The sequence below is a fragment of the Streptomyces sp. NPDC057010 genome (assembly GCF_042673805.1).
Classification (GTDB): Bacteria; Actinomycetota; Actinomycetes; order Streptomycetales; family Streptomycetaceae; genus Streptomyces.
The window spans coordinates 45,297-71,887 of the sequence record NZ_JBHUSC010000038.1 but is presented as its reverse complement, the minus strand read 5'-3'; the positions used below and the strand labels follow the sequence as shown (position 1 = coordinate 71,887).

Below are 26,591 nucleotides of genomic sequence, written 5' to 3'. Positions count from 1 at the left end.
GTCGCAGCCATCAACGACTGGCTGGGACCAGCATTTTCCCAACAGGCCCTAGCCCCAGCCTGCGCAGAAGGCCCACCCGGTGTCCGGGTGGGCCTTCTGCGTACCGGTTGCGGTGTTCGAGACGACGAACACCGCAACCATCAATTGAGCAGCCGAAGCGGCGAGCAACCACGTCCGCGAGAGCGGCGCCGGTTTAGGCGCATTAAACAGTGCGGAACGCCAGGGTGACGTTGTGGCCGCCGAAGCCGAAGGAGTTGTTGATCGCGGAGATCGGGCCGTCGGCCGGCAGCTTGCGCGGCTCGCCCCGGACGATGTCCGCGTCGATGTCCTCGTCGATGTCGTCGAGGTTGATCGTCGGCGGCGCCAGCCGGTTGTACAGCGCCAGCACGGTCGCGACGGTCTCGATGCCGCCCGCGCCGCCCAGCAGGTGACCGGTCATCGACTTCGTCGCGGAGATCGCGATGTGGTCGAGGTCGTCGCCCAGCACCTTGCGCAGGGCCTTCAGCTCGGCCGTGTCACCCTGCGGGGTGGACGTGGCGTGCGCGTTCAGGTGGACCAGCTCGGCCGGGTCGAGACCCGTGTTGTCGAGCAGGTTCTGCACCGCGGCCGCGACACCGCGGCCCGTCGGCTCCGGCTGCGCGATGTGGTGGCTGTCCGCGGACAGACCCTGGCCCAGCACCTCGCAGTAGACCCGGGCACCGCGCGCGGCGGCGTGCTCGGCGGACTCCAGGACGACGACGCCCGCGCCCTCGCCCAGGACGAAGCCGTCACGGGCCTTGTCGTAGGGGCGCGAGGCCGTCTCGGGGTTCTCGTTGTTCTTGGACATCGCCATCATGTTGGCGAACGCGGCGATCGGCAGCGGGTGGATCGCCGCCTCGGTGCCGCCGGCGACGACCACGTCGGCGCGGCCGGTACGGATCATCTCGACGGCGTAGCCGATGGCCTCGGCGCCGGACGCGCAGGCGCTGACCGGAGTGTGCACGCCCGCCTGGGCGTTGACCTCCAGGCCGACGTTGGCCGACGGGCCGTTCGGCATGAGCATGGGAACGGTGTGCGGGGAGACCCGGCGCACACCCTTCTCCTTCAGTACGTCGTACTGGTCGAGCAGGGTGGTGACACCGCCGATGCCGGAGGCGATCACGGTGCCCAGGCGCTCGGGGGCGATCGCGTCGTCCTCGCCGGCCGGGGCGGTGTAGCCGGCATCGGCCCACGCCTCGCGGGCGGCGATGAGCGCGAACTGCGCCGAGCGGTCGAGCTTGCGGGCCAGCGGCCGCGGCAGGACCTCGTTCGGGTCCACGGCGGCCAGAGCGGCGATACGGACCGGGAGTTCGGCGAAGCGCTCGCCCTCCAGGGGCTTCACGCCGGAGCGACCGGCGAGCAGACCTTCCCAGGTCGAAGCGCTGTCGCCACCCAGCGGAGTGGTTGCGCCGATACCGGTGACGACCACGGTGCGATTGGTCGGGCTCACAGGAATTCTTTCTCCACGTCTCAGGGGGTGCTGAATTGTCACGGCGCCACCGCCGGGTGGCGACAAACGCTCGTCAGGCTCAGGCCTGGTGCTTCAGGATGTAGCCGGCGGCGTCGCCGACCGTCTTGAGGTTCTTGACGTCCTCGTCCGGGATCTTGACGTCGAAGCGCTCTTCGGCGGCGACGACGACCTCGACCATGGACAGCGAGTCGACGTCCAGGTCGTCGGTGAAGGACTTGTCGATCTCGACGTCCTCAACGGGGATACCGGCGATCTCGTTGACGATCTCCGCGAGACCCTCGACGATCTCTTCCTGCGTGGCGGCCATGTGGCGCTCCTTCTCTGGGTAACTGATATGCGGACCGGGAAAGCGGAATCCGGTCCTAGGGGAGGGTAACGACCGTCGCGGCGTAGACGAGCCCCGCCCCGAAGCCGATGACGAGCGCGGTGTCGCCGCTCTTCGCCGCACCGGTCGCCAGGAGCCGCTCCATAGCGAGCGGGATCGAGGCGGCCGAGGTGTTGCCGGTGGTCTCCACGTCACGGGCGACCGTGACGTGCTCCGGCAGCTTCAGAGTCTTCACCATCGAGTCGATGATCCGCATGTTTGCCTGGTGCGGGATGAAGACGTCCAGGTCGTCCGCGGTGATCCCGGCGGCGTCGAGCGCCTGCTGGGCCACCTTGGCCATCTCGAAGACGGCCCAGCGGAAGACCGCCTGACCCTCCTGCGTGATGGCCGGGAACTTCTGACCACTGTCGTCCGTGCGGTACTCGTCCCACGGCACGGTCTGCTTGATGGTCTCGGACTTGTCGCCCTCCGAACCCCACACCGTGGGGCCGATGGCCGGCTCGTCCGAGGGGCCGACGACCACGGCGCCGGCGCCGTCGCCGAACAGGAAGGCCGTCGCGCGGTCCTCCAGGTCGGTGAGGTCCGAAAGCCGCTCCACGCCGATGACGAGGACGTACTCCGCGGACCCCTCCACCACCATGCCCTTGGCCAGGGTCAGGCCGTAGCCGAAACCGGCACAGCCCGCGGAGATGTCGAAGGCCGCGGGCTTGCCCGCGCCGATCCGGTGCGCGATCTCGGTCGCGACGGCCGGGGTCTGCTTGAAGTGCGAGACCGTCGAGACGATCACCGCACCGATCTGCTCGGGGGCGACACCGGCATCGGCCAGCGCCTTGCCCGAGGCCTCCACCGACATCGCGGCGACGGTCTCCTGGGGCGAGGCCCAGTGCCGGGTCGCGATACCGGAGCGGGAACGGATCCACTCGTCGGACGAGTCGATCGTCTCGAGGATGACCTCGTTGGGCACCACGCGCGTCGGACGGTAGCCGCCGACGCCGAGAATGCGGGCGTACGGGGAGCCCTTGGCCGGCTTGATCTTGGACATGCTCTGTGGGCTCCTTCTCTCAGGCCGTCTGCTCGGCGACGAGCGCCGCGGCCTTCTCGAGATCGTCCGGGGTCTTCAGAGCCACGTTCGGTACGCCCTTCAGCGCCCGCTTGGCCAGACCCGTCAGGGTGCCGCCGGGGGAGAGTTCGATGATCCCCGTGACGCCCAGCTCGGCGAACGTCTCCATGCACAGGTCCCAGCGGACCGGGTTCGCGACCTGGCCGACCAGGCGGGCGACGACGTCGGCGCCCGTGGTGACGACGAGGCCGTCCTTGTTCGACACGTACTTCAGCGCCGGGTCCGTCAGGGACAGGTCCGCGGCGGCCTTCTCCAGCGTGGCGACCGCGGGGGCCATGTGGTGCGTGTGGAAGGCGCCCGCGACCTTGAGGGCGACGACCTTCATGGAGCCTTCGGGCTTGTCGGCCTCCAGGGCAGCGATCTGCTCCATGGTGCCGGCGGCCACGATCTGGCCCGCGCCGTTGATGTTGGCGGGGGTCAGACCCAGCTTCTCCAGGTGTGCGACGACCACGTCGCGGTCGCCGCCGAGGACCGCGGCCATGCCGGTCTCGGTGACGGCGGAGGCCTCGGCCATGGCCAGACCGCGCGTACGGACGAACTTCAGCGCGTCGGTCTCGGAGAGCACGCCCGCGTACGCGGCGGCGGTGATCTCACCGACGCTGTGGCCGGCGACGGCGCCGAACGCAGCGCGGGAGCCGAGAGCCTCGGCGGACAGGAGACCTGCGGCGACCAGCAGCGGCTGGGCCACGGCCGTGTCGCGGATCTCGTCCGCGTCGGCCTTCGTGCCGTAGTGGGCAAGGTCGAGCCCGATGGCGTCCGACCAGCCCTGGACGCGCTCAAGGGCGCCGGGGAGGTCGAGCCAGGGAGTCAGGAAGCCGGGCGTCTGAGCGCCTTGGCCGGGAGCGACGAGTACGAGCACCCTCACACTCTCTCTTGTGGATGGGCCCTGCCACCCGTGGGGACAGGGACCAAGAACGGTCGGGGTAATTGTTGATGTCCGACAAAAGTCTAGGACTGGGGATCGCCGTCGGCCAGACGCCCGAGAATCAGGGCGATCCGCAGGGTGAACGCAGAACGGACATCGGAGGGTGACCAGCCGGTGACGTCGGTCACACGTCGCAGCCGGTAGCGCACCGTGTTCGGGTGTACGAAGAGCATCCGGGCCGCGCCTTCGAGGCTGCTCGCCTGCTCCAGATAGACGCTCAGCGTCTCCAGCAGCGCGGAGCCCGCCTCCTCGAGCGGTCTGTAGATCTCCTCCACCAGCTGTTCTCTGGCGGCGGGATCCGACGCGATGGCCCGCTCCGGCAGGAGGTCGTCCGCCAGCACCGGCCGAGGGGCGTCCTGCCAGGCCGTGCAGGCCTTCAGCCCGGCCGCCGCGGCCTGCGCCGACTTCGTCGCGTTCAGCAGGTCGGGCACCACCGGGCCGGCCACCACCGGGCCGGCCGCGAACGGCCCGATCAGGGATTTCGCCACCTGCATCGGGTTGTCGCTGCCGCCCGCGATGACGACGAGGCGGTCCCCGAGCACCCCCGTGAGGACCTGGAGCTTGTGGTGGCGGGCCGCGCGCCGGATCGCCTCGACCGTCAGCTCGCTGTCCCCCTCGGGCGCGGTGCCCAGCACCACGCACACGTGCTCCGGGGAGTTCCAGCCGAGGGCCGCCGCCCGCGACAGGGCGCCCTCGTCGGCCTCGCCGGAGAGCACCGCGTTCACCACCAGGGACTCCAGCCGGGCGTCCCACGCGCCGCGCGCCTCGGCGGCCTGCGCGTACACCTGGGCCGTCGCGAAGGCGATCTCCCGCGCGTACACCAGCAGGGCCTCGCGCAGGATCTGCTCGTCGCCCGGGGCCGCGACCTCCTCGATCGCGGCCTCCATGACCTCGATCGTGGTGCGGACCATCTCCACGGTCTGGCGCAGGGTGATCGCCCGGGTCAGCTCGCGCGGAGCCGTTCCGAAGACGTCGGTGGAGATCGCCTGCGGGGTCTCCGGGTGCCGGAACCACTCCGTGAACGCGGCGATACCGGCCTGCGCGACCAGGCCGATCCAGGACCGGTTCTCCGGGGGCATCGCCCGGTACCACGGCAGGGTCTCGTCCATCCGCGCGATCGCGTTGGCGGCGAGCCGGCCGGAGGACTTCTCCAGCCGCCGCAGCGTCGCGGTGTGCGGGTGGGCGATCACGGGATGCGCGGCGTGTGTCGCGGGGGAATGCTCACGTTCGGGTTGGGGCACGGGACAAGACTGCCTTATCGGGAAGCCCGCGCGGAGTCCGGTCCCGCGTCCGGCCCGTGCGCGGCGGCTACGGTGGCCCCCATGATTGATGTACGCCGTGGCGCCGACCGGTACGAGGGCGGGGACCCGGCCGCCGGGATCACCACCCGGCACGCCTTCTCCTTCGGGTCCTTCTACGACCCCGACAACCTGCGCTTCGGCCCGGTCCTGGCCTGCAACGAGGAGTTCCTGCGGCCGGGTGCCGGATTCGACGAGCACCCGCACAGCCACACCGAGATCGTGACCTGGGTCACCGAGGGCGAACTCACCCATCAGGACAGCACCGGGGAGAAGGGCCTGGTCCGGCCCGGCGACGTACAGCGGCTCAGCGCCGGATCCGGCGCGCGGCACGTGGAGCGCAACGACGGGGAGGTGCCGCTGCGCTTCGTGCAGATGTGGCTCGCGCCGCTCGCCGCCGGCGGCGATCCCTCGTACGAGGTGGTCAGGAGCGTCTCCGACGACGCGCGCTACGAGATCCCCGGTGCCGGCGCCGTGCTGCACGTGCGGCGGCCGGGCGCGGGCGAGCGGGTCCCCGTACCTGCGGCGCCGTACGTGTACCTGCACGTCGTGCGCGGGGACCTGCGCCTGGACGGGCAGGAGCTGGGCCCCGGGGACTCGGTGCGGATCACCGCCGAGCGGGACCTGGAGATCACCGCCGGATCCCCGGGGGAGCTGCTGATCTGGGAGTTCCCGGGCTAGCGGGTCCGGAGTTCGGCCAGGACCGCGTCGGTGAACGGGGTCCACGCCTCCACGGCCCACGGGCCGAAGGCGCGGTCCGTCAGGGCCACGCACGCGGCGCGCGCGTCGGGATCCACCCACAGGAAGGTGCCGGACTGCCCGAAGTGCCCGAAGGTGCGGGGCGAGGACGAGGTGCCCGTCCAGTGCGGGGACTTGCCGTCGCGGATCTCCATCCCGAGCCCCCAGTCGTTGGGGGACTGGTGCCCGTAGCCGGGCAGGACGCCCTTGAGGCCCGGGTGGACGACGGAGGTGGCCTCGGCGACCGTGCGGACGTCGAGCAGCCGGGGCGCCTGGAGCTCGGCCGCGAACCGGACGAGGTCGGCGACGGTCGAGACGCCGTCCTTGGCGGGCGAGCCCTCCAGGGCGCTCGCGGTCATGCCGAGCGGCTCGAAGACCGCCTGGTGCAGGTACTCCGCGAAGGGGATGCCGGTGGCCTTGGCGATGTGGTCGCCCAGCACCTCGAAACCGGCGTTCGAGTACAGCCGGCGCTGCCCGGGCGGGGCGCTCGCGCGGTGCTCGTCGAAGGCCAGGCCGCTGGTGTGCGCGAGGAGGTGACGGACCGTCGACCCCTCGGGGCCGGCCGGCTCGTCGAGCTCGATCGCCCCCTCCTCGTACGCCACGAGGGCCGCGTACGCGGCGAGCGGCTTGGTCACCGAGGCGAGGGGGAAGCGGTGGCCGACGGGCCCGTGGGAGCCGGCCAGGCTCCCGTCGGCGCGCACGACGGCCGCCGCGGCGGTCGGCACCGGCCAGTTCTCGATGGTCCGCAGGCTGTGCAGGGTCTCCACGCTGTCCATGCCGCCGAGCCTACTTGCTTGGAGTGCACTCAAGGGTTTTAGCGTGGGGCCCATGAGCCAGAGCCTGAGCCTGACGCAGACGCGGTACACGATCAGCGAGGTGGAGGCCCGGACCGGTCTGACCCAGCACACGCTGCGCTGGTACGAGCGGATCGGCCTGATGCCGCACGTGGACCGCTCCCACTCGGGCCAGCGGCGGTTCACGGACCAGGACCTCCACTGGCTGGCGTTCGTGGGCAAGCTGCGCGCCACGGGGATGTCGGTGGCGGACATGGTCCGCTACGCCGAGCTGGTCCGCGAGGGCGAGCACACGGTGGACGAGCGGCGCGAACTGCTGGAGCGGACACGGCGCGAGGTGCGGGCGCGGATCACTGAGCTGACGGACGCGCTCGCGGTACTGGACTACAAAATCGGGATGTATTCGGGGAAGGCACGTCAATGACGGAGCACGGCACGGTCATCGAGCAGGTCGAACTGGGCAAGGGCGGCCCGCTGGTCGGGGTCCAGGGCCTCGGCTGCATGGGCATGAGCGAGTTCTACGGGGACACCGACGAGGCGGAGGCCCGCGCGACCCTGGACGCGGCGCTGGCCGCCGGGGTCACCCTCCTCGACACCGCGGACGTCTACGGGCGGGGGCGGAACGAGGAGTTCCTCGCCCCCTTCGTGGCCGCGCACCGGGACGAGATCACCCTGGCGACGAAGTTCGCCATAGAGCGCAACGACGACCCGCAGTACCGGGGCATCCGCAACGACCGCGCCTACATCCGCCGGGCGGTGGAGGACAGCCTGCGGCGGCTCGGCGTGGACGTCATCGACCTCTACTACATGCACCGGCGAGACCCGGCCGTGCCGTTCGCCGAGTCGGTGGGCGCGATGGCCGAGCTGGTGCAGGAGGGGAAGGTGCGGCACCTGGGGCTCAGCGAGGTGACGGGGGCCGAGCTGCGCGAGGCGCACGCCGTGCACCCGATCGCGGCGCTCCAGTCGGAGTGGTCGCTGTTCAGCCGGGACGTGGAGCGCAGTGCGGTGGGGGCGGCGGCGGAGCTGGGCGTGGCCTTCGTGCCGTACTCCCCGCTGGGGCGGGGCTTCCTGACCGGGTCCTTCGCCGACGCGTCGACGGAGCTCTCGGAGGGGGACTTCCGGCGCCACCAGCCGCGGTTCAGCGGCGACAACGCGAAGGCGAACGCGGAGCTGCTGGCTCCGGTGCGGGAGATCGCCGGGGCGCACGGGGCGAGCCCGGCGCAGATCGCGCTGGCGTGGGTGCAGCAGCGGGCGGCCGTGCACGGGCTGACCGTGATCCCGATCCCGGGCACCCGCAAGGCCGCGCGCCTCGCGGAGAACGCCGCCGCGACGCGGATCACCCTGACGGGGCCGGAGCTGGCCCTCCTGGAGCCGATCGCGTCCCGCGTGGCCGGCGACCGCTACCCCGACATGACGTTCACGTCGGCGGCCCGCGAGTCCTGACCCCGCGGGCCCCGGCCCGCGGCGGTCACAGCGGTCCGGCCGCGCAGCGGTCGCGCAGGGCCGTGTACTCGGCGTCCGTGAGGAGGCCCGCCGAGTGGAGCTCGTTCAGGTGGCGCAGGCGTTCGTCGCCCGAGCGGGCCCGGGGGATCGAGGCCACCGGTGTGCGGGCGCGCAGGGCGGCGAGGACCGATGCCGCGAACGGCAGGGACTCGTGCACCGCCCCGTAGCCCACGCCGAAGACGGCCGCGGCCAGGTCGTGGTCCGGGCGCGGGTCGGTGGCGGTGTCCCGTACGAGGAGCCGCAGGTGGCCGCCCGGCCGTTCCGGGGAGCTCCACTCGATCCCGGTCAGCGCGGACAGCGCGTACCGCTGGTCGCCCGCCTTCCACTTGGTGCTGGTGGCGCCCGTACGGGACCAGTGGAAGGTGACGGCCGAGCCGTCGAAGCCGACGCGCGCGTCGTACGCCTTCAGCTGGACCGGCGGCTGCGGCGCGTCGACCAGGAAGCGCTCCGCCGGCTCGGCGGCATCGGCCCCCAGCCGGGACCGCAGCGCGTCCGCGAAGGCGGCGGCCCGCGGCGCCCGTTCGCCCGGCAGCACCAGCCGGTACGGGTCGCAGGCTTCCTTCAGCTGGCCCGCCGCGGCCTCCATCAGCGGATCCGCGCCCGGCCTCGGCACGGCGCGCAGCACCACCGTGTCCCGCCTGCCGGCGGTCACGGTCACCCCGGACACCGCTTCCAGGGGGATCCGGCGCGTTCCGAGGGCGTGCAGGAGTCTCGGCGTCCTCGGCGTTCTGATCCCCCGTGCGAAGCGGATGAGCACCGAGTCCGAGTCGAACTCCCAGACGGCATGGTTTCCGGCCAGTACGTCACCCATGCGGCACATGGTAAAGGGAGGCGGCCCCGTGCGTCCCCCTCGTTGCGGGGACCGATTTCCGGGCCTCTACGCGCGTCAGTCCTGCTCTGCCCCGGAAATTCCACCTCGGCAGGTGTCGTCCCCGGTCGCGCAGACAACGGAACCGAACGCGCCGGTTCCGATCTTGGCGAAGTTGTCCACCGAGTCGGTGCCTGGCGCGAAATAGCCGGTGTGGCTCTTGGCCGTCGCCGAGGACAGCAGCCGCGCGCCGAACTCCGGGGACACCGGATCGGCCCCGTGGCCCAGCCCGCCGACCTCCAGGTGCGGGACGTCCGCGATCCAGTCGCCCTCGTCCCGCGTGGCCCACACCCGGGCCGAGGTGTGCAGTCCGGCGACGTTCTCCGCGCGCATCCCGGGGCTGCCCGCGACCACCACGTCCGTGACCCGGGCGGGCAGTTCGTGCGCGGCGACCCCGCACACCACCGATCCGTAGCTGTGGCAGAACAGCGCCACGGTCGAGCCCCCGGGCAGGGCGCCGGCCAGCGCCTTCAGCCGGACGGCTCCGTCGACGGCCATGTGGCCGGTGGCCGCGTCCATGCCGACCCCGGTGGGCGCCGTGTAGCCGGCCCAGGCGATGACGGCCGTGTCCGCGTCCGGCGCGGCCGCGCGCTGGGCCTCGTACAGGGACTCGGCCATGCCGACGGGGGCGGTGAAACGGCGCTGGGTGCGCTCGAAGGTGAGCAGGTCGGTGTCGACTCCGGGGACGATCACCGAGACCCGGCGGGCCCGGTCCAGGTCGCCGAAGACCTCGGCGACCAGGCCGCCGCCGGTGGGGTCGAAGGCGAGGATCTGCCGGCCCGGCTCGGCGAGCGAGGCGAAGCGGTGGGCGCGGCGCGTGGCGTTGGCCCGGTCGGCCGGGGTCAGCGCGACATCGCGGCCACGGGCCTCCTCGACCTCGCCGGCCTGCTGGAGGCCCCGCAGGTTGGCCCGGTAGCGGGTGGTGGCGGGGGCCCCGTCGAGGTTGCCCACGACGAGGGGGTAGCCGTCGGCGAGCCGGGCCCGCTGGGCGCCGTCGAGGCTGCCGAAGAACCGGGCCACCGTACGGGCGGGCGCGTTCGCGGGCGGTACGGGGCGGCCGTCGATCCGGGCCTGCGCCCACGCGGCGAGCGCGGCGGCCCGCATCGGGGCACCGCTGTCGGGGCGGTGCACGGCCGTCCAGCCGGTGGTGGCCAGCATGATGAAGACCACCGCGAGCGCGAGCAGGGCGCGCAGGGCGGCAGGACGCGGGTCGGCGGCGGGAGCGGTGGAGTGGGCGAGGCCGGGCAGGTTCACTGGGACCAGCGTAGGAGACCCCCTCCGGCCGTGGCGCGCCGGGTGACCGGGCTCACGGCCGATCGTGGGACCCGCGACCGCCGCCCCGCCGCCCCGGTCATGCGCGGCCCGCGGCGGGCGCGCGGCTCCAATCGGCGGCCAGGGACGGGGAGATCTGGTCGAGGTACGTCTCCGTCATCCGCCGGATCGCGGCCACGCTGGTGTCCTGGCCCTGCCCCCACAGCCGCCCGGTGACCCTCATCACGCCCGAGAACGCGGCGACGGCCACCCGCGGCCGCGGATCGGCGTCCACGTCCAGGCCCTCGCGGTCGGCGACCAGCCGCGCGATGCGCTCCTCCAGGTCCGTGGAGCGCCGCAGGTGCACGGCGAGCAGGGCCGGGGTGGATTCGATCAGCCGGTAGCTGCGCATGTAGAGGTCGACGGGGACCACCTCGGAGAGTGCCTCCTCGACGGTGTCCCAGGCGGCGAGCACCGCGCCCCGTATGGCCGCGAGGGGGCCCTCGGCGGCGGGCCGGGCCTCCAGCTCGGCGAAGAAGTGCGACTCGACCAGCTCCTGGACGGCGAAGGCGACCTCTTCCTTGTTGGCGAAGTAGCGGAAGAAGGTGCGCTGGGACACGTCCACGGCGTCGGTGATCTCGTCGACGGTGGTCCGCTCGTACCCCTGGGAGATGAAGAGCAGCAGGGCGGCGCGCAGCAGCGCGTCCCGGGTGCGCCGCTTCTTGCGCTCGCGCAGCCCGCCCGCCGGCTCGGGCCGCTCGTCGGTCGTCACTGCGGGGTCCTTTCCGAGGCCGAATCTGACGCTCAGTGAGCGGTCAGGGTACCCGTGACGGCCGTGAAGGTGGCTGCGGCGTTGGGCCGTTGGTGAACGGCCGCCGCCGTCCTCGGCACGCTCGCTCCGGCCGCGGCCGGCAACTCTTTCGGGGTGCCCCCCGCTGTGCCCCCACCGGCGCGGCCCGTGCCGGAGGCGTCAACTCCGTACGTACGACAGCCCCTGCGGACGGTTCCCGCGGGGCTGTCGCCTATCAGGGTGGACCGGCCCGCGGCCCCTTCCGCCCGGCCGTCGGCCCAGGTCAGCGTGGTGTCGGCGGAGCTCAGGAAACGGTCCGGGGCCCGCCCGTCCACAAGGAGTTGACCCGTCATGCGTACGTGGAGCACCACTCTCGCCGTTGTCGGTCTGGCCCTCGCCGCCCTCATCCCGAGCAGCAACGGCGCGGCGCACGCCGCCGGGCCGGCCGCGCTCGGGGCCTGCGCCACCGGGCAGCTGTGCCTGTGGGCGAAGCCGGATTTCAAGGGCGCCCGGCAGACCCACGAGCTCAGCACCCTGGAGATCAACAGCTGCACCGCCCTGCCCGCCGGGACCACCGCCCAGTCCCTCGCCAACCGGACCGGCCGCCCGGTGACCACCTACCAGTCGGCGGTGTGCCAGGAGACCGGCGAGTTCCAGACCTACCCGGGCGACGGGGTCTGGCTGCCGCAGTCGCCCTACCAGGTGAGGGCGTTCAAGGTGTGGGAGACGTAGCCTCGCGCGGCGCGGGGGCGGCCGGCTGCCCGTCCGGGGCGGCCGGCCCGCCGCCCAGCGCCGCCACCTCGGTGCGCAGCGCCCGTACCTCGGCCTGGAGTTCCAGGATGGCCGCCAGCTGGAGCCGTTCCACCTGGTCGTCGCGCTCGAAGCGGGCGATGAACCAGGCGGCGATGTTCGCGGTCACCACACCGAGCAGGGCGATCCCCGACAGCATCAGGCCGACGGCCAGGACGCGTCCCAGGCCGGTGGTGGGGGAGTGGTCGCCGTACCCGACGGTGGTCATGGTGGTGAAGGACCACCACACCGCGTCGCCCAGGTTCTTGATGTTCCCGTTGGGCGCGTCGCGCTCCACGCTCAGCACGGCGAGGGAGCCGAACATCAGCAGGCCCACGACGGCGCCGGCCACGTAGGTCGTGAGCCGGATCTGCGGAGCCATCCGGGCCCGCCTGCCCACCAGCAGCAGGGTGGCGACCAGCCGGAGCAGCCGCAGCGGCTGTACGAGGGGCAGCACCACGGCGGCCAGGTCCAGCCAGTGGGTCCGTACGAAGACCTTGCGGTCCGTCGAGAGCCCCAGCCGCATCAGGTAGTCGGCGGCGAAGGCCCCCCACACCACCCACTCCGCGTGCGTGCACGCGCGGTGCACCGCAGGGTCCGCGTCGGGCGCGACGATGGGCACGGCGTAGGCCACCGCGAAGGTCACGGCGAGCACCAGCAGGGGAGCCTGCGTGAGGCGCTCCCAGCGAGCCTGGGGGGAGGGTTCCTTCATGCCGAGCATCGTAAGGAACCCATAAAGGGGTGCGGGCCCCGGCAGCTGCCGGGGCCCGCACGGGTCGCGCTCGTGGCCTGGTCAGGCGTCGCCGCCCGCCGCGCCCGGGTCGGCGGCCGTCACGTCCAGGAGCTGGTAGCGGTCGACCGCCTGCTTCAGGACCGAGCGGTCGATCTTGCCCTCCTTGGCGAGCTCGGTGAGCGTCGCCAGGACCACCGACTGGGCGTCGATGTGGAAGAAGCGGCGGGCCGCGCCGCGCGTGTCCGCGAAACCGAAACCGTCCGCACCCAGCGAGGTGTACGCGCCGGGCACCCACCGCGAGATCTGGTCCGGGACGGAGCGCATCCAGTCGGAGACCGCCACGAACGGCCCCTCCGCGCCGGACAGCTTGCGCGTCACGTACGGGACGCGCTGCTCCTCCTCCGGGTGGAGCAGGTTGTGCTCCTCCACCTCGACGGCCTCGCGGCGCAGCTCGTTCCAGGAGGTCGCCGACCAGACGTCCGCCCGTACGTTCCACTCGGCCGCCAGGATCCGCTGCGCCTCCAGCGCCCACGGCACCGCCACGCCCGAGGCCATGAGCTGCGCGCCGATGGTGCCCGAAGTGCCCTGCGACACCCGGTGGATGCCCTTGAGGATGCCGTCCACGTCGACGCCGGCCGGCTCGGCCGGGTGCTGGATCGGCTCGTTGTAGACCGTCAGGTAGTAGAAGACGTCCTCCGCCTCCGGCCCGTACATGCGCCGCAGACCGTCCTGGACGATGTGCGCGATCTCGTAGCCGTAGGCCGGGTCGTACGCGATGCAGCCCGGGTTCGTCGACGCCAGCAGCTGGGAGTGACCGTCGGCGTGCTGGAGGCCCTCACCCGTCAGGGTGGTCCGGCCGGCGGTCGCGCCGAGGACGAAACCGCGCGCCAACTGGTCGGCCATCTGCCAGAACTGGTCACCCGTGCGCTGGAAACCGAACATCGAGTAGAAGACGTAGACCGGGATCAGCGGCTCGCCGTGCGTGGCGTACGCCGAACCCGCGGCGATCAGCGAGGCCGTGCAGCCCGCCTCCGAGATGCCGTCGTGCAGCATCTGGCCGGTCGGGGACTCCTTGTACGCGAGCAGCAGGTCGCGGTCGACCGCCTCGTACTGCTGCCCCAGCGGGTTGTAGATCTTGGCGCTCGGGAAGAAGGCGTCCATGCCGAAGGTGCGGTACTCGTCGGGCGCGATCAGCACGAAGCGCTTGCCGATCTCCTTGTCCCGCATCAGGTCCTTCAGGATGCGGACGAAGGCCATCGTGGTGGCGATCGACTGCTGGCCCGAGCCCTTCCTGGCCGCCGCGTAGGCCTTGTCGTCCGGCAGCTGCAGCGGCTTCGCGCGCACCACGCGGGTCGGCACGTAGCCGCCGTGGGCGCTGCGCTGGTCGTGCATGTACTGGATCTCGGGCGAGTTGCGGCCCGGGTGGTAGTACGGCGGCGCGCCGCTCTCCAGCTGCTGGTCGGTGATCGGGATGTGCAGGCGGTCGCGGAAGCGCTTGAGGTCGTCGACCGTCAGCTTCTTCATCTGGTGCGTCGCGTTGCGGCCCTCGAAGTTCGGGCCGAGGGTCCAGCCCTTGACCGTCTGGGCCAGGATCACCGTCGGCTGGCCCTTGTGCGCCTTGGCCGCCGCGTACGCCGCGTACACCTTCTTGTGGTCGTGGCCGCCGCGGCCCAGGTGCTGGATCTGGTAGTCGGTCATGTTCTCGACCATCGCGCGCAGCCGCTGGTCGCCGCCGAAGAAGTGCTCACGGATGTACGCACCCGATTCGGTGGCGTACGTCTGGAACTGCCCGTCCGGCGTGGAGTTCATCTTGTTGACCAGGATGCCGTCGCGGTCCTGGGCCAGCAGCGGGTCCCAGGAGCGGTCCCAGATCAGCTTGATGACGTTCCAGCCGGCGCCGCGGAACTGCGACTCCAGCTCCTGGATGATCTTGCCGTTGCCGCGCACCGGGCCGTCGAGGCGCTGGAGGTTGCAGTTGACGACGAAGGTCAGGTTGTCGAGGCCCTCGCGGGCCGCGATCGACAGCTGGCCGAGCGACTCCGGCTCGTCCATCTCGCCGTCGCCGAGATACGCCCAGACGTGGGACTTGGAGGTGTCCGCGATCCCGCGCGCCTCCATGTACCGGTTCATCCGGGCCTGGTAGATCGCACCGAGCGGGCCGAGGCCCATCGACACGGTCGGGAACTCCCAGAAGTCCGGCATCAGCCGCGGGTGCGGGTAGCTCGACAGGCCGTACGGGGCCTTCGACTTCTCCTGGCGGAACGCGTCGAGCTGCTGCTCGGTCAGCCGGTCCAGGAGGTAGGCGCGGGCGTAGATGCCGGGGGAGGCGTGGCCCTGGAAGAAGATCTGGTCGCCGCCGTCGCCCTCGTCCTTGCCGCGGAAGAAGTGGTTGAAGCCCACGTCGTACAGGGAGGCGGAGGAGGCGAAGGTGGCGATGTGGCCGCCGACGCCGATACCGGGGCGCTGGGCGCGCGAGACCATGACGGCCGCGTTCCACCGCGTGGCGTTGAGGACCTTGCGCTCGATCTCCTCGTTGCCGGGGAAGAACGGCTCGTCCTTGGTGGCGATCGTGTTGACGTAGTCCGTGGAGCGCATCTCGGGCACGGCCACGCGCTTCTCGCGGGCCCGCTCGATCAGGCGCAGCATCAGGTAGCGGGCACGTTCACGGCCCCGCTCGTCGACGGCGGCGTCCAGGGAGTCGAGCCACTCCTGCGTCTCCTCCGGATCGAAGTCCGGGACCTGACTCGGCAGGCCGCCAATGATGATCGGATTGCGATCGGATGCGGAAGCCACGCTGTTCCTTCGCTGTCGGGGGAGTCGTGCTGATGCCGTAACTGGGCGGCGCCGCCTCCCATGGTCTTACGCTCGGCCGAAATCGTCATCTTTACCGCTGGGTATTCCCTGGAGTCGGCAGGGGAGCCCGGGGGACGGGAGGATCGGAGGCGGTCCGGCCAAACGGCAACCCTACGCCCAGACCGGTCAACTAGTTCGTAAGGCCGTTCGTCCCTCAAACAGGTAGGAAAGTCCTCAACCGATGCCGAATGAGCTGCAATGGTGTGGGATGCATCACCAGACGTGTACGCGGGAAGGCTGAAAGTTGCGACGAGACGGCCGTAATCGTCACCGTTTCGACGGTCTCGGCGGCCGGGTACTTGCGCGATCCGCCGCGCCCGTGTGGACTACGCCCAATGCTGCGCGTACGCGCGCCGCCGAAGACATTCACCGAACATGAGCAGGAGGCACCCCGTGAGCGCGACCGCGGACCACGCGGAGAACCTGGCCGCCCGGCTGGGTTTCCAGTCCGAACAGGTGGTCCAGGAGATCGGCTACGACGACGACGTCGATCAGGAATTCCGTGACGTCGTCGAGGAGCTCGTCGGCGAGCTCGTCGACGAGGACTACGACGACGTCGCGGACGCCGTACTGCTGTGGTTCCGGGAGGACGACGGCGATCTGGCGGACTCACTGGTCGATGCCACCGAGCTGATCGAGGACGGCGCACTGATCCTGCTGCTGACCCCCAAGACGGGCCGCCCCGGCTACGTCGAGGCCAGCGACATCAAGGAAGCCGCAGAGACCGCCGGCCTCTCGCTGGCCAAGGGCCTTCCCGTCGGCAAGGAGTGGGGCGCCACCAAGCTGGTGACCCCCAAGACGGCCGCCAAGAAGCGCTGAACCGCGCCCCGCGACCGAACGGACGCACGCACGCCCCGCCGCACCCGGGCCACCCGGGGGCGGCGGGGCGTGTGCGTTCCGGGCCCGCCCGCACCCGGCGCGGCGACCACGGCACTAGGCTGTGCCTCACCCGAACAGCCCAACCCCGCCGGACCTCCTCCGGCGGGACCCGGACGAAGGAACGAAGGGAAGCGAGAGATGGCGGTCCAGGTCGGCGACAAGGCCCCCGACTTCGAACTCAAGGACAACCACGGCGCCACCGTGCGGCTCTCCGACTTCCGGGGGGAGAAGGCCGTCGTGCTGCTCTTCTACCCGTTCGCCTTCACCGGCGTCTGCACGGGCGAGCTGTGCGAGCTGCGCGACCAGCTGCCGCGCTTCCAGAACGACGACGTACAGCTCCTCGCCGTCTCCAACGACTCCGTGCCGACGCTGCGGGTCTTCGGGGAGCAGGAGGGTCTGGAGTACCCGCTCCTGTCGGACTTCTGGCCGCACGGGGAGACCTCGCGCGCCTACGGGGTCTTCGACGAGGACAAGGGCTGCGCGGTCCGCGGCACCTTCATCATCGACAAGGACGGCGTCGTGCGCTGGACCGTCGTCAACGGCCTGCCCGACGCCCGTGACCTGAACGAGTACATCAAGGCCCTCGACAGCCTCTGAGAAAACCGCCTACAAGCGGGAACCCGTCACTAGGATCGAAGCGTTGATCCGGTAGCAACCGCACGACGGGGCCCCGCCCCACACAGAACCCAATGGAGGACCCGTGGGAGTCAGCCTCAGCAAGGGCGGCAACGTCTCGCTGACCAAGGCCGCGCCTAACCTGACGGCGGTCATCGTCGGTCTGGGCTGGGACGCTCGCACCACCACCGGTGTCGACTTCGACCTCGACGCCAGCGCGATCCTGACCAACGACCAGGGCAAGGTCGCCAACGACTCGAACTTCGTCTTCTTCAACAACCTGAAGAGCCCCGACGGCTCGGTCGAGCACACCGGTGACAACACCACCGGTGAGGGCGAGGGCGACGACGAGGCGATCAAGGTGAACCTCGCCGGTGTCCCGGCCGATGTCGCCAAGATCGTCTTCCCGGTGTCGATCTACGAGGCCGAGAGCCGCCAGCAGAGCTTCGGCCAGGTCCGCAACGCGTACATCCGCGTCGTGAACCAGGCCGACAACAGCGAGCTCGCCCGCTACGACCTCTCCGAGGACGCCTCGACCGAGACCGCCATGGTCTTCGGCGAGCTGTACCGCAACGGCGCGGAGTGGAAGTTCCGTGCCATCGGCCAGGGTTACGCCTCGGGCCTGCGCGGCATCGCGCAGGACTTCGGCGTCAACGTCTGAGCCTGAGAGCAGTTCACCCGTCCGGCGCCGTGCACCTGTGTACGGCGCCGGACGGGCTTTACGGCTGTACCGGCTTGCCGGCCCTACCACCGCCACACCGTCGTCCGGGGAGGACCACAACATGGGCGTCACACTCGCCAAGGGGGGCAATGTCTCCCTCTCCAAGGCCGCACCGAACCTCACCCGGGTTCTGATCGGCCTCGGATGGGACGCGCGCTCGACCACGGGAGCAGACTTCGACCTCGACGCCAGCGCGCTGCTGTGCAGCGACGGCCGGGTCCTCGGGGACGAGTACTTCGTCTTCTACAACAACCTCAAGAGCCCCGAGGGATCCGTCGAACACACGGGGGACAACCTCACCGGCGAGGGCGAGGGCGACGACGAGTCGATCATCATCGACCTCACCAAGGTCCCGGAGCGCGTCGACAAGATCGTTTTTCCGGTCTCGATCCACGAGGCGGATGTCCGCCGGCAGAGCTTCGGCCAGGTCAGCAATGCCTTCATCCGCGTGGTGAATCAGGCGGACGGCCAGGAACTGGCCCGGTACGACCTTTCCGAGGATGCCTCCAGCGAAACCGCGATGATCTTCGGCGAGGTCTACCGGTACGGGGGTGAATGGAAGTTCCGTGCGGTAGGGCAGGGGTACGCGTCGGGCCTCAGGGGCATCGCTCTAGACTTCGGGGTCAACGTTTCGTAAAGCCGTACAAGACGATGGGGTGCCAGTGGTTCTCAAAACCTTCGGCTGGTCGTTCGCAGTCACTGCGCTCGGTCTGGTCGCAGCGGTGTTCTACGGGGGGTGGACCGCTTTTGGAATCGTGGCGATCCTGTCCATCCTCGAGATCTCGCTGTCCTTCGACAATGCGGTGGTCAACGCCGGGATCCTGAAGAAGATGAATGCCTTCTGGCAGAAGATCTTCCTCACGGTCGGCGTGCTCATCGCGGTCTTCGGCATGCGACTGGTCTTCCCCGTCGTCATCGTCGCGATCAGCGCCAAGATCGGGCCCATCGAGGCCGTCGATCTGGCGCTGAGAGACAAGGACCTGTACAAGCAGCTGGTCACGGACGCCCACCCGTCCATCGCCGCCTTCGGCGGCATGTTCCTGCTGATGATCTTCCTCGACTTCATCTTCGAGGACCGCGACATCAAGTGGCTCGCCTGGCTGGAGCGGCCGCTCGCCAAGCTCGGCAAGATCGACATGCTGTCGGCCTGCATCGCGCTGATCGTCCTGGTCATCACCTCGATGACCTTCGCGACGCAGGCGCACCAGCACGGCGGCGCCCACGCGGACAAGGCGCAGACCGTCCTGGTCTCCGGTGTCCTCGGCCTGATCACCTACATGATCGTCGGCGGCCTCTCCGGCTACTTCGAGAACAAGCTCGAGGAAGAGGAGGAGGCCGAGCACGAGGCCGAGGAAGAGGCGAAGAGGACCGGCAAGTCCGTCTCGGCCGTCGCCATGGCCGGCAAGGCCGCCTTCTTCCTGTTCCTCTACCTCGAAGTCCTCGACGCCTCCTTCTCCTTCGACGGGGTCATCGGCGCCTTCGCCATCACCAACGACATCGTGCTCATGGCCCTCGGCCTCGGCATCGGTGCCATGTACGTCCGGTCGCTGACGGTCTACCTGGTCCGCCAGGGCACCCTCGACGACTACGTCTACCTGGAGCACGGCGCGCACTACGCCATCGGCGCGCTCGCCGTGATCCTGCTCGTCACCATCCAGTACGAGATCAACGAGGTCATCACCGGCCTCGTCGGCGTCGTCCTGATCGCGTGGTCCTTCTGGTCCTCGGTGCGCCGCAACAAGCGCCTCGAAGCCGAGGGCGGCGAGGGCGACGAGCCCGCGGAGGTCAAGGCCGGGGTGTGACCCGGCCCTGACTGCGGAACCATTTCAGTACGAAGGGGCGGCCGCGCACGGTCTTGTGGATACCGCCACAGGACCGCGCGGCCGCCCCCGTGTTTCCGTGGGGATCAGGGGGGCAGGGATGGGCTTCTTCGACGGCATCAGGGGCAGCCGTGCCGTGCAGTTCCAGTCGGGCAGCGCCTCGTCGAACGCGATCGAGCTGACCAAACGACATCCGACGGTGTCGCTCACCAAACAGGGGGCGGTCCACGGCAACCTGCGCGTCAACCTGTCCTGGCGCATGCGGACCTCGGACATCGGCGGCGGCACCGGGCAGAGCGGCCGGCTGTTCCGGCACCCGTTCAAGCTGTTCAAACCGGACATGGTGCAGGCGCACACCCAGGGCATGGTCAACGTCGACCTCGACATCGGCTGCCTCTACGAGCTGACGGACGGCACCCGGGGCGTCGTCCAGCCACTGGGGAACCTGCTCGGCGACCTCAACGACCCGCCGTACATCAAGCTCAGCGGCGACGACCGGTTCGGGTCGCCGTCGGGGGAGACCGTCTACATCAACCTCGACCACGCCGACGAGATCAAGCGGCTGCTCGTCTTCGTCTACATCTACGACCAGACCCCGGCCTTCGACCGCACGCACGCCCAGGTCACCCTCTTCCCGGTCACCGGGCCGCGGATCGAGATCCCGTTGGACGAGCGCGCCCCGCAGGCCCGCTCCTGCGCCGTCGTCTCCCTGGAGAAGGTCAAGGGGGAGCTGGTCGTGCGGCGCGAGGTGAAGTTCGTGTACGGGTTCCAGGCCGAGCTGGACCGGCTCTACGGCTGGGGGCTCCAGTGGGGGCGGGGCTACAAGAACACCAAGGCCTGACCGGAACCCCGGGCGGGGGTCCGGCCAGGCGCACGTGGGTCAGCGGCGGATGAACTGCGGGCCCTGCACCGGGAGCCGGAAGGACGGGTCGCCGCCCGGGGCGGGCACCGGGGCCGGGGAGACCGGCTGCGGGTACCCGTAGGCGGGCTGCGCGGCCGGCGGAGCCTGCGTGGGAGGCGCCGGCGGGGCCATGGCGGCCGTCCGGTCGTCGTCACCGGGTGCGGCGGGCGTGGCGGGCGTGGCGGGCGTGGCCTGCGGGCCCGCCTGTGCCTCGGGGGCGCTCTCGTCGACCGAGATCCCGTGGTCGGTCGCCAGCCCCACCAGCCCGTTGGAGTACCCCTCGCCGAGGGCGCGGAACTTCCACCCCTCGCCCCGGCGGTAGAGCTCCCCGCAGATCAGTGCCGTCTCGGCGCCCGTCTCGGGCCGCACGTCGAAGTAGGCCAGCGGTTCGGAGCCGCCGGCCGCGGTGGCGTCGTAGAGGAGGATCCGCAGGTCGCGGACCTTCTGGAAGGGGACGTCCTCGGCGGAGGCGACGACGAGGATCCGGTCCACGACCGGGGTCACCGTGCGCAGGTCCGCCTGGACGGCGTCGGTGATCGAATCGCCGAGCTGCTTCTTGCCGAGCCGCCAGACGGCTCCCGAGGGGTGGCGGGGCTGGTTGTAGAAGACGAAGTCCTCGTCGGAACGCACCCGGCCGTCCGGGCCCACGAGCAGCGCGGAAGCGTCCACGTCCGGTACGTCGGGGCCGTCGGTCCAGCGCAGTACCGCCCGGACCGCCACGGCGGCCACCGGGATGTTCGAGCCCTTCTGCATCGCGTGCGTCATGCCCGTCATCCTGCCCTCCCGGGGTGGAGCGGGACAATGCGGCCCCCCGTAGGGCCTTGTCCGGAACCCGAGAGCCGGTCATCGTGCAAGAGGGTTACCTGAACTTCATGTGCTTGAGGAACTCTTGACTCACGTTCGTACGTACTATTACCGGCCACGCCAGTTGGGCCGCCGAGGCAGTACGGGGGAAGCACATGCGTCACTTTGGGCACATATCGCCCACCGTCCGTAAGGACCTCTTCCACCAGGAACCGGCGGAATTCACCGGTGCCTCGCCCGCCCGTACCCTCGCCGCCGCGCTGGGCGCCACGCTCTACAGCCCGGCCACCCGCCCCCACCTCGCCGGGGACGTCCGCAAGCAGGCCGGCCGCGGAGTCGTCTCCATGGTCCTCTGCCTGGAGGATTCCATCAGCGACGGCGACGTCACCGGCGCCGAGGAGAACCTCGTCCGGCAGTTCGCCGAGCTCGACGCCGAGGGGCCCGACGCCTCGGAGCTGCCGCTGCTGTTCATCCGCGTGCGGACCCCCGAGCAGATACCGGACCTGGTGCGCCGCCTGGGCGCCTCCGCGCGGCGGCTGGCCGGATTCGTACTTCCCAAGTTCAACGAGAGCAGCGGCAGCGGCTTCCTCGACGCCGTGGCCCAGGCCGAGGCCGCCGCCGGGCTGGCCCGCCTGTATGCCATGCCCGTCCTGGAGACCCCCGACCTCCTCCACCTCGAAACCCGCGCCGCGGCCCTCGCCGCCATCTACCGGACGGTCGACGCCCACCGCGAGCGGGTCCTCGCGCTGCGGCTCGGCGTGACCGACTTCTGCTCCGCCTACGGGCTGCGCCGCACCCCCGACATGACCGCCTACGACGTCAAGATCGTGGCCGGGGTGATCGCCGACGTCGTCAACGTCCTGAGCCGCGCCGACGGCACCGGCTTCACGGTCACCGGCCCGGTATGGGAGTACTTCCGCAGCCAGCAGCGCCTCTTCAAGCCCCAGCTGCGCCGCAGCCCCTTCCTGGAGGAGGGCGTGGAGGAGCTGCGCACCGCGCTGATCGAGCACGACCTGGACGGGCTCCTGCGCGAGATCGAGCTGGACCGCGCCAACGGGCTGCTCGGCAAGACCTGCATCCACCCCGCGCACGTGACACCCGTGCACGCCCTGTCGGTGGTCTCCCACGAGGAGTTCTGCGACGCGCAGGACATCCTGCGGCCCGAGCGCGGCGGCGGCGGAGTGATGCGTTCCGCCTACACGAACAAGATGAACGAGGTGAAGCCCCACCGGGCCTGGGCGGAGCGCACCATGCTGCGCGCCGAGGCCTTCGGCGTGGCGAAGGAGGAGGTCGGCTTCGTCGACCTCCTCACGGCCGGGCTCCAGGTGTGAGCGGGCCGTTGACGACGCACAGGACGAGGGAAGGCAAGACGATCGACACGGTGTGGTCGGGAACGTGGGTCGCGGACCGGCTGGGGGTCCGGCTGGAGGATGCCCAAGGGGCGGCAGGGGCGCCGCCGCTGACGGAACTCCTCGGACTGGCCCTGCGGCGCAACCCCAAGCGGGCGCACCTGCTGGTGTCGCAGGTGCTGGGCAAGCACGTCCCGCAGTCCCCGGCGGCCGTGTACGCCGCCGGCCACGGGCTCGGCGAGCGCGTCCGCGAGCTCCTCGGCCCGGAGGGCGCCGCCGCGGCGGTCGTCCTCGGCTACGCCGAGACCGCCACCGGGCTGGGCCACTGCGTGGCCGACGGCCTGGGCCCCGCCCCCTACCTGCACTCCACACGCCGCCCGGTCGCGGGCCTCGCACCGGCGGGCGGCTTCGAGGAGGCCCACTCGCACGCCACCTCGCACCTGCTGCTGCCGGAGGACCCCGAGCTGCTGGCGGGCACCGGCCCGCTGGTCCTGGTCGACGACGAGTTCTCCACCGGCAACACGGTCCTGAACACCATCCGCGACCTGCACGCCCGCCACCCCCGCGGGCACTACGTGGTCGTCGCCCTCGTCGACATGCGCTCCCCGGCCGACCGCGACCGCCTCACGGCCTTCGCCGCCGAAATCGGTGCCCGCGTCGACCTCATAGCCCTGGCGTCGGGCACCGTGTCCCTCCCGGAGGGGGTCCTGGCCAAGGGGCAGGCGCTGGTGGAGGAGTACGAGGCGCAGGCCGGGCAAATCCAGCCCCTCCGGCGTTTGAGGAGCGGGGTCCGGGGCGGAGCCCCGGCAGACGGCCCGCAGCCGATCACGCGCGTCCCGCTCGCCTGGCCCGCCGGCCTCCCGGACGGCGGCCGCCACGGGTTCACGCCCGCGCACCGGGAAGCGCTGAACGCGGCGCTCCCCGCCCTGACCGGCCGGCTCGCCGAGGCGCTGGGGGAGGAGCCCGGCCGTGTCCTCGTACTCGGCAACGAAGAGCTGATGTACGCCCCGCTGCGCCTCGCGAAGGCCCTGGAGGAGTCGGGTGCGGCAGCCGAGGTCCGCTTCTCGACCACCACCCGCTCGCCCGTGCTCGCCGTCGACGACCCCGGATACGCCATCCGCACCCGGCTCGTCTTCCCCGCCCACGACGCTCCCGCGGACGGCCCGGGCGACCGCTACGCCTACAACGTCGCGGGCGCCGGCTTCGACGCCGTCGTCGCCGTCGTCGACTCGGCCGGCGACACCCCCGAACTGCGCACCGGGCTGCTCGCGGCCCTCGCCCCGCACACCGGCCGCGTCCTGCTGGCCGCCGTACCGTCCTACGTGCCGCCGACCGCCGTACCCTCCGTACCCGACCGGCAGGAGCCGATCATGCCCGAGCCGATCCTGCCCGAGCCCCTGCGCGGACCCGCCTTCTCCTCCTACGCCGCCGAAGACGTCGGCTGGCTGCTCCAGGACCTCTCCGACGTGGAGCTGGAGGCCCCGACGGAGGAGCGCGAGGAGGCGATCCAGGCCGGTGGCGCGCACTACGCCGAGTCGCTGCCCGTCGAGTACCAGCCGTCCTCCCAGTACCAGGAGCTCTACCAGAGCGCCCTGGCCGCCTCGGCCGCCCGCGTGGCCCGCGCGGTCGGAACCGTCACGGAGACGGTCCTCGCCGAGCGCTCCCCCTCCCCGGTCCTGGTCTCCCTGGCCCGCGCCGGCACCCCCGTCGGCGTGCTGATGCGCCGCTGGGCCCGCGCCCGCCACGGCCTGGACCTGCCGCACTACGCCGTCTCCATCGTGCGCGGCCGCGGCATCGACGCCAACGCCCTGCGCTGGCTGGCCGCCCACCACGACCCGGCCGACGTCGTCTTCGTCGACGGCTGGACGGGCAAGGGCGCCATCACCCGCGAACTGAACGCGGCCCTGGCCGAGTTCGAGGGCTTCAACCCGGAGATCGTCGTCCTCGCCGACCCCGGCTCCTGCGTGCCCACCTACGGCACCCGCGATGACTTCCTGATCCCCTCCGCCTGCCTCAACTCCACCGTCTCCGGCCTCGTCTCGCGTACGGTGCTCAGGTCCGACCTGGTCGGTCCCGCCGACTTCCACGGCGCGAAGTTCTACCGGGACCTCGCCGGCGCCGACGTCTCCGCCGCCTTCGTCGACACCGTCGCCGCCCACTTCGACGAGGTCGCCGACGCCGTCGACGAAGAGGTCAAGGAGCTCCTCGCCGCCGACCGCACGCCGACCTGGGAGGGCTGGGCGGCCGTCGAACGGATCAGCGAGGAGTACGGCATCCACGACGTGAACCTCGTCAAGCCGGGGGTCGGCGAGACCACCCGGGTGCTGCTGCGCCGCGTGCCGTGGAAGATCCTCGCACAGCGCGGCGCAGGGGCCGATCTGGACCACGTACGGCTGCTCGCCGAGCAGCGCGGGGTCCCGGTGGAAGAGGTCGACGGACTGCCGTACACGTGCGTCGGCCTCATCCACCCCCGATTCACGCGCGGCGCCACCGGCGCCGACGGAAAGGCTGTGGCCTCGAAGTGACTGTCCTGGTAGCCAGTGATCTCGACCGTACGCTCATCTACTCGACGGCCGCCCTCGGCCTGACCATGCCCGACCCGGTGGCCCCGCGGCTGCTGTGCGTCGAGGTCCACGAGAGCAAGCCGCTGTCCTACATGACGGAAACGGCGGCGCGACTGCTGGCGGAGCTGACGCAGGACCCGTCGGCCGTCTTCGTCCCGACGACCACGCGGACCCGCAAGCAGTACCAGCGGATCCGCTTCCCCGGCCGCCCGGCCCCGTACGCGATCTGCGCCAACGGCGGCCAGCTGCTGGTCGACGGGGTGCCGGACCGGGACTGGCGGCGGCAGGTCGCGGCGCGCCTGGCGCAGGAGTGCGCCCCGCTGGAGGAGGTCCACGGGCACCTGCTCGCGGCGGCCGACCCGGCGTGGCTGCGCAAGGCACGGGTGGCCGAGGACCTGTTCGCGTACCTCGTCGTCGAGCGGGCCCTGGTACCGGACGAATGGCTCAAGTCCCTGACGGAGTGGGCGGAGGCACGCGGCTGGACCGTCTCCCTCCAGGGCCGGAAGATCTACGCGGTGCCGCGCCCGCTCACGAAGAGCGCGGCGATGCGCGAGGTGGCCCGCCGCACCGGAGCGTCCGCCACGCTCGCGGCCGGCGACTCCCTCCTCGACGCGGACCTGCTGCTCGCTGCGGACGCGGGATGGCGCCCCGGCCACGGCGAACTGGCGGACGCGGGCTGGACGGCGCCTTCGGTGACGGCCCTGACCACGGCGGGGGTCCTGGCCGGCGAGGAGATCGTCCGGGCCTTCGCCCGCGAGGTGGAGCACGGCACACTGGGCGCATGACCAAGGGCAACAGCACCAAGATCACGGACGAGCTCTACCGGTACATGCTCGACCACAACCCCCCGCTGGACGCGGTCCAGCGGGGGCTGGTGGAGACGACGTACGCGAAGTTCCCGGACGTCGCCGGGATGCAGTCGGCTGAGGAGCAGGGGCCGCTGCTGGCCTTCCTGGTCCGGCTGACGGGCGCGCGCCTCATCGTGGAGATCGGCACCTTCACCGGCTTCTCCACCCTCTCCATGGCCCAGGCGCTCCCGGACGGCGGCCGCCTGATCGCGTGCGACGTCTCGGAGGAGTGGACGGCCTACGGCCGGGAGGCCTGGGAGCGGGCGGGGGTCGCCGACCGCATCGAGCTGCGCATCGCGCCGGCCCTGCAGACCCTGCGGGCGATGCCGGCCGAACCGCACATCGACATGGCCTACATCGACGCGGACAAGGAGAGCCAGATCGCGTACTGGGAGGAGCTCGTGCCGAGGCTGCGTCCGGGCGGCCTGATCGTCACGGACAACACGCTGTACCACGGCACGGTCCTCGACGAGTCGGCCACCGGCTCGGCGGCGGGCGTCCGCGCCTTCAACGACCACGTCTCGGCGGATCCCCGCATGGACTCGGTGCTGCTGGCGATCTCGGACGGGCTCACGCTCTCGCGCAAGCGCTGACGCCCGCCCTTCACGAGGTCA

At 71.3% G+C, this 26,591-nt stretch carries 26 protein-coding genes; 14 read left to right on the top strand and 12 right to left on the bottom strand.

Translation table 11 applies throughout. The features are described from left to right. Positions 1 to 202 precede the first annotated feature (202 nt). The 5 genes from fabF to ACFTXQ_RS26605 form a co-directional block, all read right to left on the bottom strand. Positions 203 to 1,468, bottom strand: coding sequence for a beta-ketoacyl-ACP synthase II (gene fabF / locus ACFTXQ_RS26625; RefSeq protein WP_382644938.1), 1,266 nt, complete (start codon positions 1,466 to 1,468; stop codon positions 203 to 205). 79 nt (positions 1,469 to 1,547) lie between these two features. Beyond that, positions 1,548 to 1,796 (bottom strand): acyl carrier protein, encoded by a 249-nt coding sequence (locus ACFTXQ_RS26620; protein ID WP_382644937.1) that lies wholly within the window; start codon positions 1,794 to 1,796, stop codon positions 1,548 to 1,550. Positions 1,797 to 1,851: 55 nt separating this feature from the next. After that, positions 1,852 to 2,856: a ketoacyl-ACP synthase III gene (locus tag ACFTXQ_RS26615; RefSeq protein WP_382644935.1), complete on the bottom strand. Its 1,005-nt coding sequence runs from the start codon at positions 2,854 to 2,856 to the stop codon at positions 1,852 to 1,854. A 19-nt stretch (positions 2,857 to 2,875) separates the two neighbouring features. Beyond that, entirely contained in the window at positions 2,876 to 3,793 is a 918-nt protein-coding gene (locus tag ACFTXQ_RS26610; protein WP_382644933.1) for an ACP S-malonyltransferase, read from the bottom strand. A gap of 89 nt (positions 3,794 to 3,882) precedes the next feature. Continuing rightward, positions 3,883 to 5,100 (bottom strand): PucR family transcriptional regulator, encoded by a 1,218-nt coding sequence (locus ACFTXQ_RS26605; RefSeq protein WP_382644931.1) that lies wholly within the window; start codon positions 5,098 to 5,100, stop codon positions 3,883 to 3,885. 81 nt (positions 5,101 to 5,181) lie between these two features. Here ACFTXQ_RS26605 and ACFTXQ_RS26600 point away from each other — a divergent pair, with 81 nt between their 5' ends. After that, positions 5,182 to 5,838, top strand: coding sequence for a pirin family protein (locus ACFTXQ_RS26600; protein WP_382644929.1), 657 nt, complete (start codon positions 5,182 to 5,184; stop codon positions 5,836 to 5,838). On the opposite strand, the gene ACFTXQ_RS26595 is transcribed toward ACFTXQ_RS26600, so the two are convergent. Then, on the bottom strand, positions 5,835 to 6,653 hold the full coding sequence (locus ACFTXQ_RS26595; RefSeq protein WP_382644943.1) for a serine hydrolase domain-containing protein: 819 nt from the start codon (positions 6,651 to 6,653) through the stop codon (positions 5,835 to 5,837). The genes ACFTXQ_RS26600 and ACFTXQ_RS26595 overlap by 4 nt on opposite strands. Before the next feature lie 70 nt (positions 6,654 to 6,723). Here ACFTXQ_RS26595 and ACFTXQ_RS26590 point away from each other — a divergent pair, with 70 nt between their 5' ends. Both ACFTXQ_RS26590 and ACFTXQ_RS26585 read left to right on the top strand, forming a co-directional pair. Then, entirely contained in the window at positions 6,724 to 7,113 is a 390-nt protein-coding gene (locus ACFTXQ_RS26590) for a MerR family transcriptional regulator (RefSeq protein ID WP_382644927.1), read from the top strand. Further along, positions 7,110 to 8,132, top strand: coding sequence for an aldo/keto reductase (locus tag ACFTXQ_RS26585; protein WP_382644925.1), 1,023 nt, complete (start codon positions 7,110 to 7,112; stop codon positions 8,130 to 8,132). The genes ACFTXQ_RS26590 and ACFTXQ_RS26585 overlap by 4 nt, the downstream gene beginning before the upstream one ends. A gap of 25 nt (positions 8,133 to 8,157) precedes the next feature. Here the strand turns inward: ACFTXQ_RS26585 and ACFTXQ_RS26580 are convergent, their stop codons facing one another. From ACFTXQ_RS26580 to ACFTXQ_RS26570, 3 genes are all read right to left on the bottom strand, one after another. Further along, on the bottom strand, positions 8,158 to 9,003 hold the full coding sequence (locus tag ACFTXQ_RS26580; protein WP_382644924.1) for a DUF4429 domain-containing protein: 846 nt from the start codon (positions 9,001 to 9,003) through the stop codon (positions 8,158 to 8,160). A 75-nt stretch (positions 9,004 to 9,078) separates the two neighbouring features. Next, positions 9,079 to 10,218 carry an alpha/beta hydrolase gene (locus tag ACFTXQ_RS26575; protein ID WP_382644941.1) on the bottom strand — a complete coding sequence of 380 codons (1,140 nt, stop codon included), beginning with the start codon at positions 10,216 to 10,218 and terminating at the stop codon, positions 9,079 to 9,081. A gap of 193 nt (positions 10,219 to 10,411) precedes the next feature. After that, positions 10,412 to 11,083, bottom strand: a complete 672-nt coding sequence (locus ACFTXQ_RS26570; RefSeq protein ID WP_382644922.1) for a TetR/AcrR family transcriptional regulator — start codon at positions 11,081 to 11,083, stop codon at positions 10,412 to 10,414. Positions 11,084 to 11,452: 369 nt separating this feature from the next. Here ACFTXQ_RS26570 and ACFTXQ_RS26565 point away from each other — a divergent pair, with 369 nt between their 5' ends. Continuing rightward, a complete protein-coding gene (locus ACFTXQ_RS26565) occupies positions 11,453 to 11,833 on the top strand; it encodes a peptidase inhibitor family I36 protein (protein ID WP_382644920.1) in 381 nt (126 codons plus the stop codon). Here the strand turns inward: ACFTXQ_RS26565 and ACFTXQ_RS26560 are convergent. Together ACFTXQ_RS26560 and aceE are read right to left on the bottom strand one after the other, a co-directional pair. Further along, positions 11,814 to 12,602, bottom strand: coding sequence for a potassium channel family protein (locus ACFTXQ_RS26560; protein WP_382644918.1), 789 nt, complete (start codon positions 12,600 to 12,602; stop codon positions 11,814 to 11,816). The genes ACFTXQ_RS26565 and ACFTXQ_RS26560 overlap by 20 nt on opposite strands. 81 nt (positions 12,603 to 12,683) lie before the next feature. Continuing rightward, positions 12,684 to 15,416, bottom strand: a complete 2,733-nt coding sequence (gene aceE / locus ACFTXQ_RS26555; protein WP_382644916.1) for a pyruvate dehydrogenase (acetyl-transferring), homodimeric type — start codon at positions 15,414 to 15,416, stop codon at positions 12,684 to 12,686. A 453-nt stretch (positions 15,417 to 15,869) separates the two neighbouring features. Between aceE and ACFTXQ_RS26550 the strand changes: the two genes are divergently transcribed. From ACFTXQ_RS26550 to ACFTXQ_RS26525, 6 genes are all read left to right on the top strand, one after another. Next, positions 15,870 to 16,295 (top strand): DUF3052 domain-containing protein, encoded by a 426-nt coding sequence (locus tag ACFTXQ_RS26550; protein WP_382644914.1) that lies wholly within the window; start codon positions 15,870 to 15,872, stop codon positions 16,293 to 16,295. 198 nt (positions 16,296 to 16,493) lie between these two features. After that, positions 16,494 to 16,952, top strand: coding sequence for a peroxiredoxin (locus ACFTXQ_RS26545; RefSeq protein ID WP_382644912.1), 459 nt, complete (start codon positions 16,494 to 16,496; stop codon positions 16,950 to 16,952). A gap of 103 nt (positions 16,953 to 17,055) precedes the next feature. After that, a complete protein-coding gene (locus tag ACFTXQ_RS26540) occupies positions 17,056 to 17,631 on the top strand; it encodes a TerD family protein (protein WP_030160471.1) in 576 nt (191 codons plus the stop codon). Between the two features lie 121 nt (positions 17,632 to 17,752). Then, positions 17,753 to 18,328 (top strand): TerD family protein, encoded by a 576-nt coding sequence (locus ACFTXQ_RS26535; RefSeq protein ID WP_215013771.1) that lies wholly within the window; start codon positions 17,753 to 17,755, stop codon positions 18,326 to 18,328. A gap of 25 nt (positions 18,329 to 18,353) precedes the next feature. Then, positions 18,354 to 19,493, top strand: a complete 1,140-nt coding sequence (locus tag ACFTXQ_RS26530; RefSeq protein ID WP_382644910.1) for a DUF475 domain-containing protein — start codon at positions 18,354 to 18,356, stop codon at positions 19,491 to 19,493. Positions 19,494 to 19,611: 118 nt separating this feature from the next. Beyond that, entirely contained in the window at positions 19,612 to 20,352 is a 741-nt protein-coding gene (locus tag ACFTXQ_RS26525) for a Tellurium resistance (protein ID WP_382644908.1), read from the top strand. Between the two features lie 39 nt (positions 20,353 to 20,391). Here the strand turns inward: ACFTXQ_RS26525 and ACFTXQ_RS26520 are convergent, their stop codons facing one another. Then, positions 20,392 to 21,177, bottom strand: a complete 786-nt coding sequence (locus ACFTXQ_RS26520) for a TerD family protein (protein WP_382644906.1) — start codon at positions 21,175 to 21,177, stop codon at positions 20,392 to 20,394. A 194-nt stretch (positions 21,178 to 21,371) separates the two neighbouring features. Between ACFTXQ_RS26520 and ACFTXQ_RS26515 the strand changes: the two genes are divergently transcribed. The 4 genes from ACFTXQ_RS26515 to ACFTXQ_RS26500 are packed head-to-tail and all read left to right on the top strand — an operon-like array spanning position 21,372 to position 26,570. After that, entirely contained in the window at positions 21,372 to 22,547 is a 1,176-nt protein-coding gene (locus tag ACFTXQ_RS26515; RefSeq protein WP_382644904.1) for an HpcH/HpaI aldolase/citrate lyase family protein, read from the top strand. An 8-nt stretch (positions 22,548 to 22,555) separates the two neighbouring features. Continuing rightward, complete coding sequence (locus ACFTXQ_RS26510) at positions 22,556 to 25,090, top strand: phosphoribosyltransferase (RefSeq protein WP_382644902.1); 2,535 nt, start codon at positions 22,556 to 22,558, stop codon at positions 25,088 to 25,090. Continuing rightward, complete coding sequence (locus ACFTXQ_RS26505) at positions 25,087 to 25,914, top strand: HAD family hydrolase (RefSeq protein WP_382644901.1); 828 nt, start codon at positions 25,087 to 25,089, stop codon at positions 25,912 to 25,914. The genes ACFTXQ_RS26510 and ACFTXQ_RS26505 overlap by 4 nt, the downstream gene beginning before the upstream one ends. Continuing rightward, entirely contained in the window at positions 25,911 to 26,570 is a 660-nt protein-coding gene (locus ACFTXQ_RS26500) for an O-methyltransferase (RefSeq protein WP_382644899.1), read from the top strand. Before ACFTXQ_RS26505 ends, ACFTXQ_RS26500 begins: the two co-directional genes overlap by 4 nt. The last annotated feature ends 21 nt before the right edge of the window (positions 26,571 to 26,591 follow it).

Excerpts from the sequence above, each read along its gene's own strand:
- ACFTXQ_RS26545 (WP_382644912.1), top strand. The coding sequence starts at position 16,494 with ATGGCGGTCCAGGTCGGCGACAAGGCCCCCGACTTCGAACTCAAGGAC.
- ACFTXQ_RS26565 (WP_382644920.1), top strand. The coding sequence starts at position 11,453 with ATGCGTACGTGGAGCACCACTCTCGCCGTTGTCGGTCTGGCCCTCGCC.
- ACFTXQ_RS26585 (WP_382644925.1), top strand. The coding sequence starts at position 7,110 with ATGACGGAGCACGGCACGGTCATCGAGCAGGTCGAACTGGGCAAGGGC.
- ACFTXQ_RS26520 (WP_382644906.1), bottom strand. The coding sequence starts at position 21,177 with ATGACGCACGCGATGCAGAAGGGCTCGAACATCCCGGTGGCCGCCGTG.
- ACFTXQ_RS26620 (WP_382644937.1), bottom strand. The coding sequence starts at position 1,796 with ATGGCCGCCACGCAGGAAGAGATCGTCGAGGGTCTCGCGGAGATCGTC.
- ACFTXQ_RS26600 (WP_382644929.1), top strand. The coding sequence starts at position 5,182 with ATGATTGATGTACGCCGTGGCGCCGACCGGTACGAGGGCGGGGACCCG.
- ACFTXQ_RS26525 (WP_382644908.1), top strand. The coding sequence starts at position 19,612 with ATGGGCTTCTTCGACGGCATCAGGGGCAGCCGTGCCGTGCAGTTCCAG.
- ACFTXQ_RS26590 (WP_382644927.1), top strand. The coding sequence starts at position 6,724 with ATGAGCCAGAGCCTGAGCCTGACGCAGACGCGGTACACGATCAGCGAG.
- ACFTXQ_RS26515 (WP_382644904.1), top strand. The coding sequence starts at position 21,372 with ATGCGTCACTTTGGGCACATATCGCCCACCGTCCGTAAGGACCTCTTC.
- ACFTXQ_RS26535 (WP_215013771.1), top strand. The coding sequence starts at position 17,753 with ATGGGCGTCACACTCGCCAAGGGGGGCAATGTCTCCCTCTCCAAGGCC.
- ACFTXQ_RS26615 (WP_382644935.1), bottom strand. The coding sequence starts at position 2,856 with ATGTCCAAGATCAAGCCGGCCAAGGGCTCCCCGTACGCCCGCATTCTC.
- ACFTXQ_RS26500 (WP_382644899.1), top strand. The coding sequence starts at position 25,911 with ATGACCAAGGGCAACAGCACCAAGATCACGGACGAGCTCTACCGGTAC.
- ACFTXQ_RS26560 (WP_382644918.1), bottom strand. The coding sequence starts at position 12,602 with ATGAAGGAACCCTCCCCCCAGGCTCGCTGGGAGCGCCTCACGCAGGCT.
- ACFTXQ_RS26575 (WP_382644941.1), bottom strand. The coding sequence starts at position 10,218 with ATGCTGGCCACCACCGGCTGGACGGCCGTGCACCGCCCCGACAGCGGT.
- ACFTXQ_RS26580 (WP_382644924.1), bottom strand. The coding sequence starts at position 9,003 with ATGGGTGACGTACTGGCCGGAAACCATGCCGTCTGGGAGTTCGACTCG.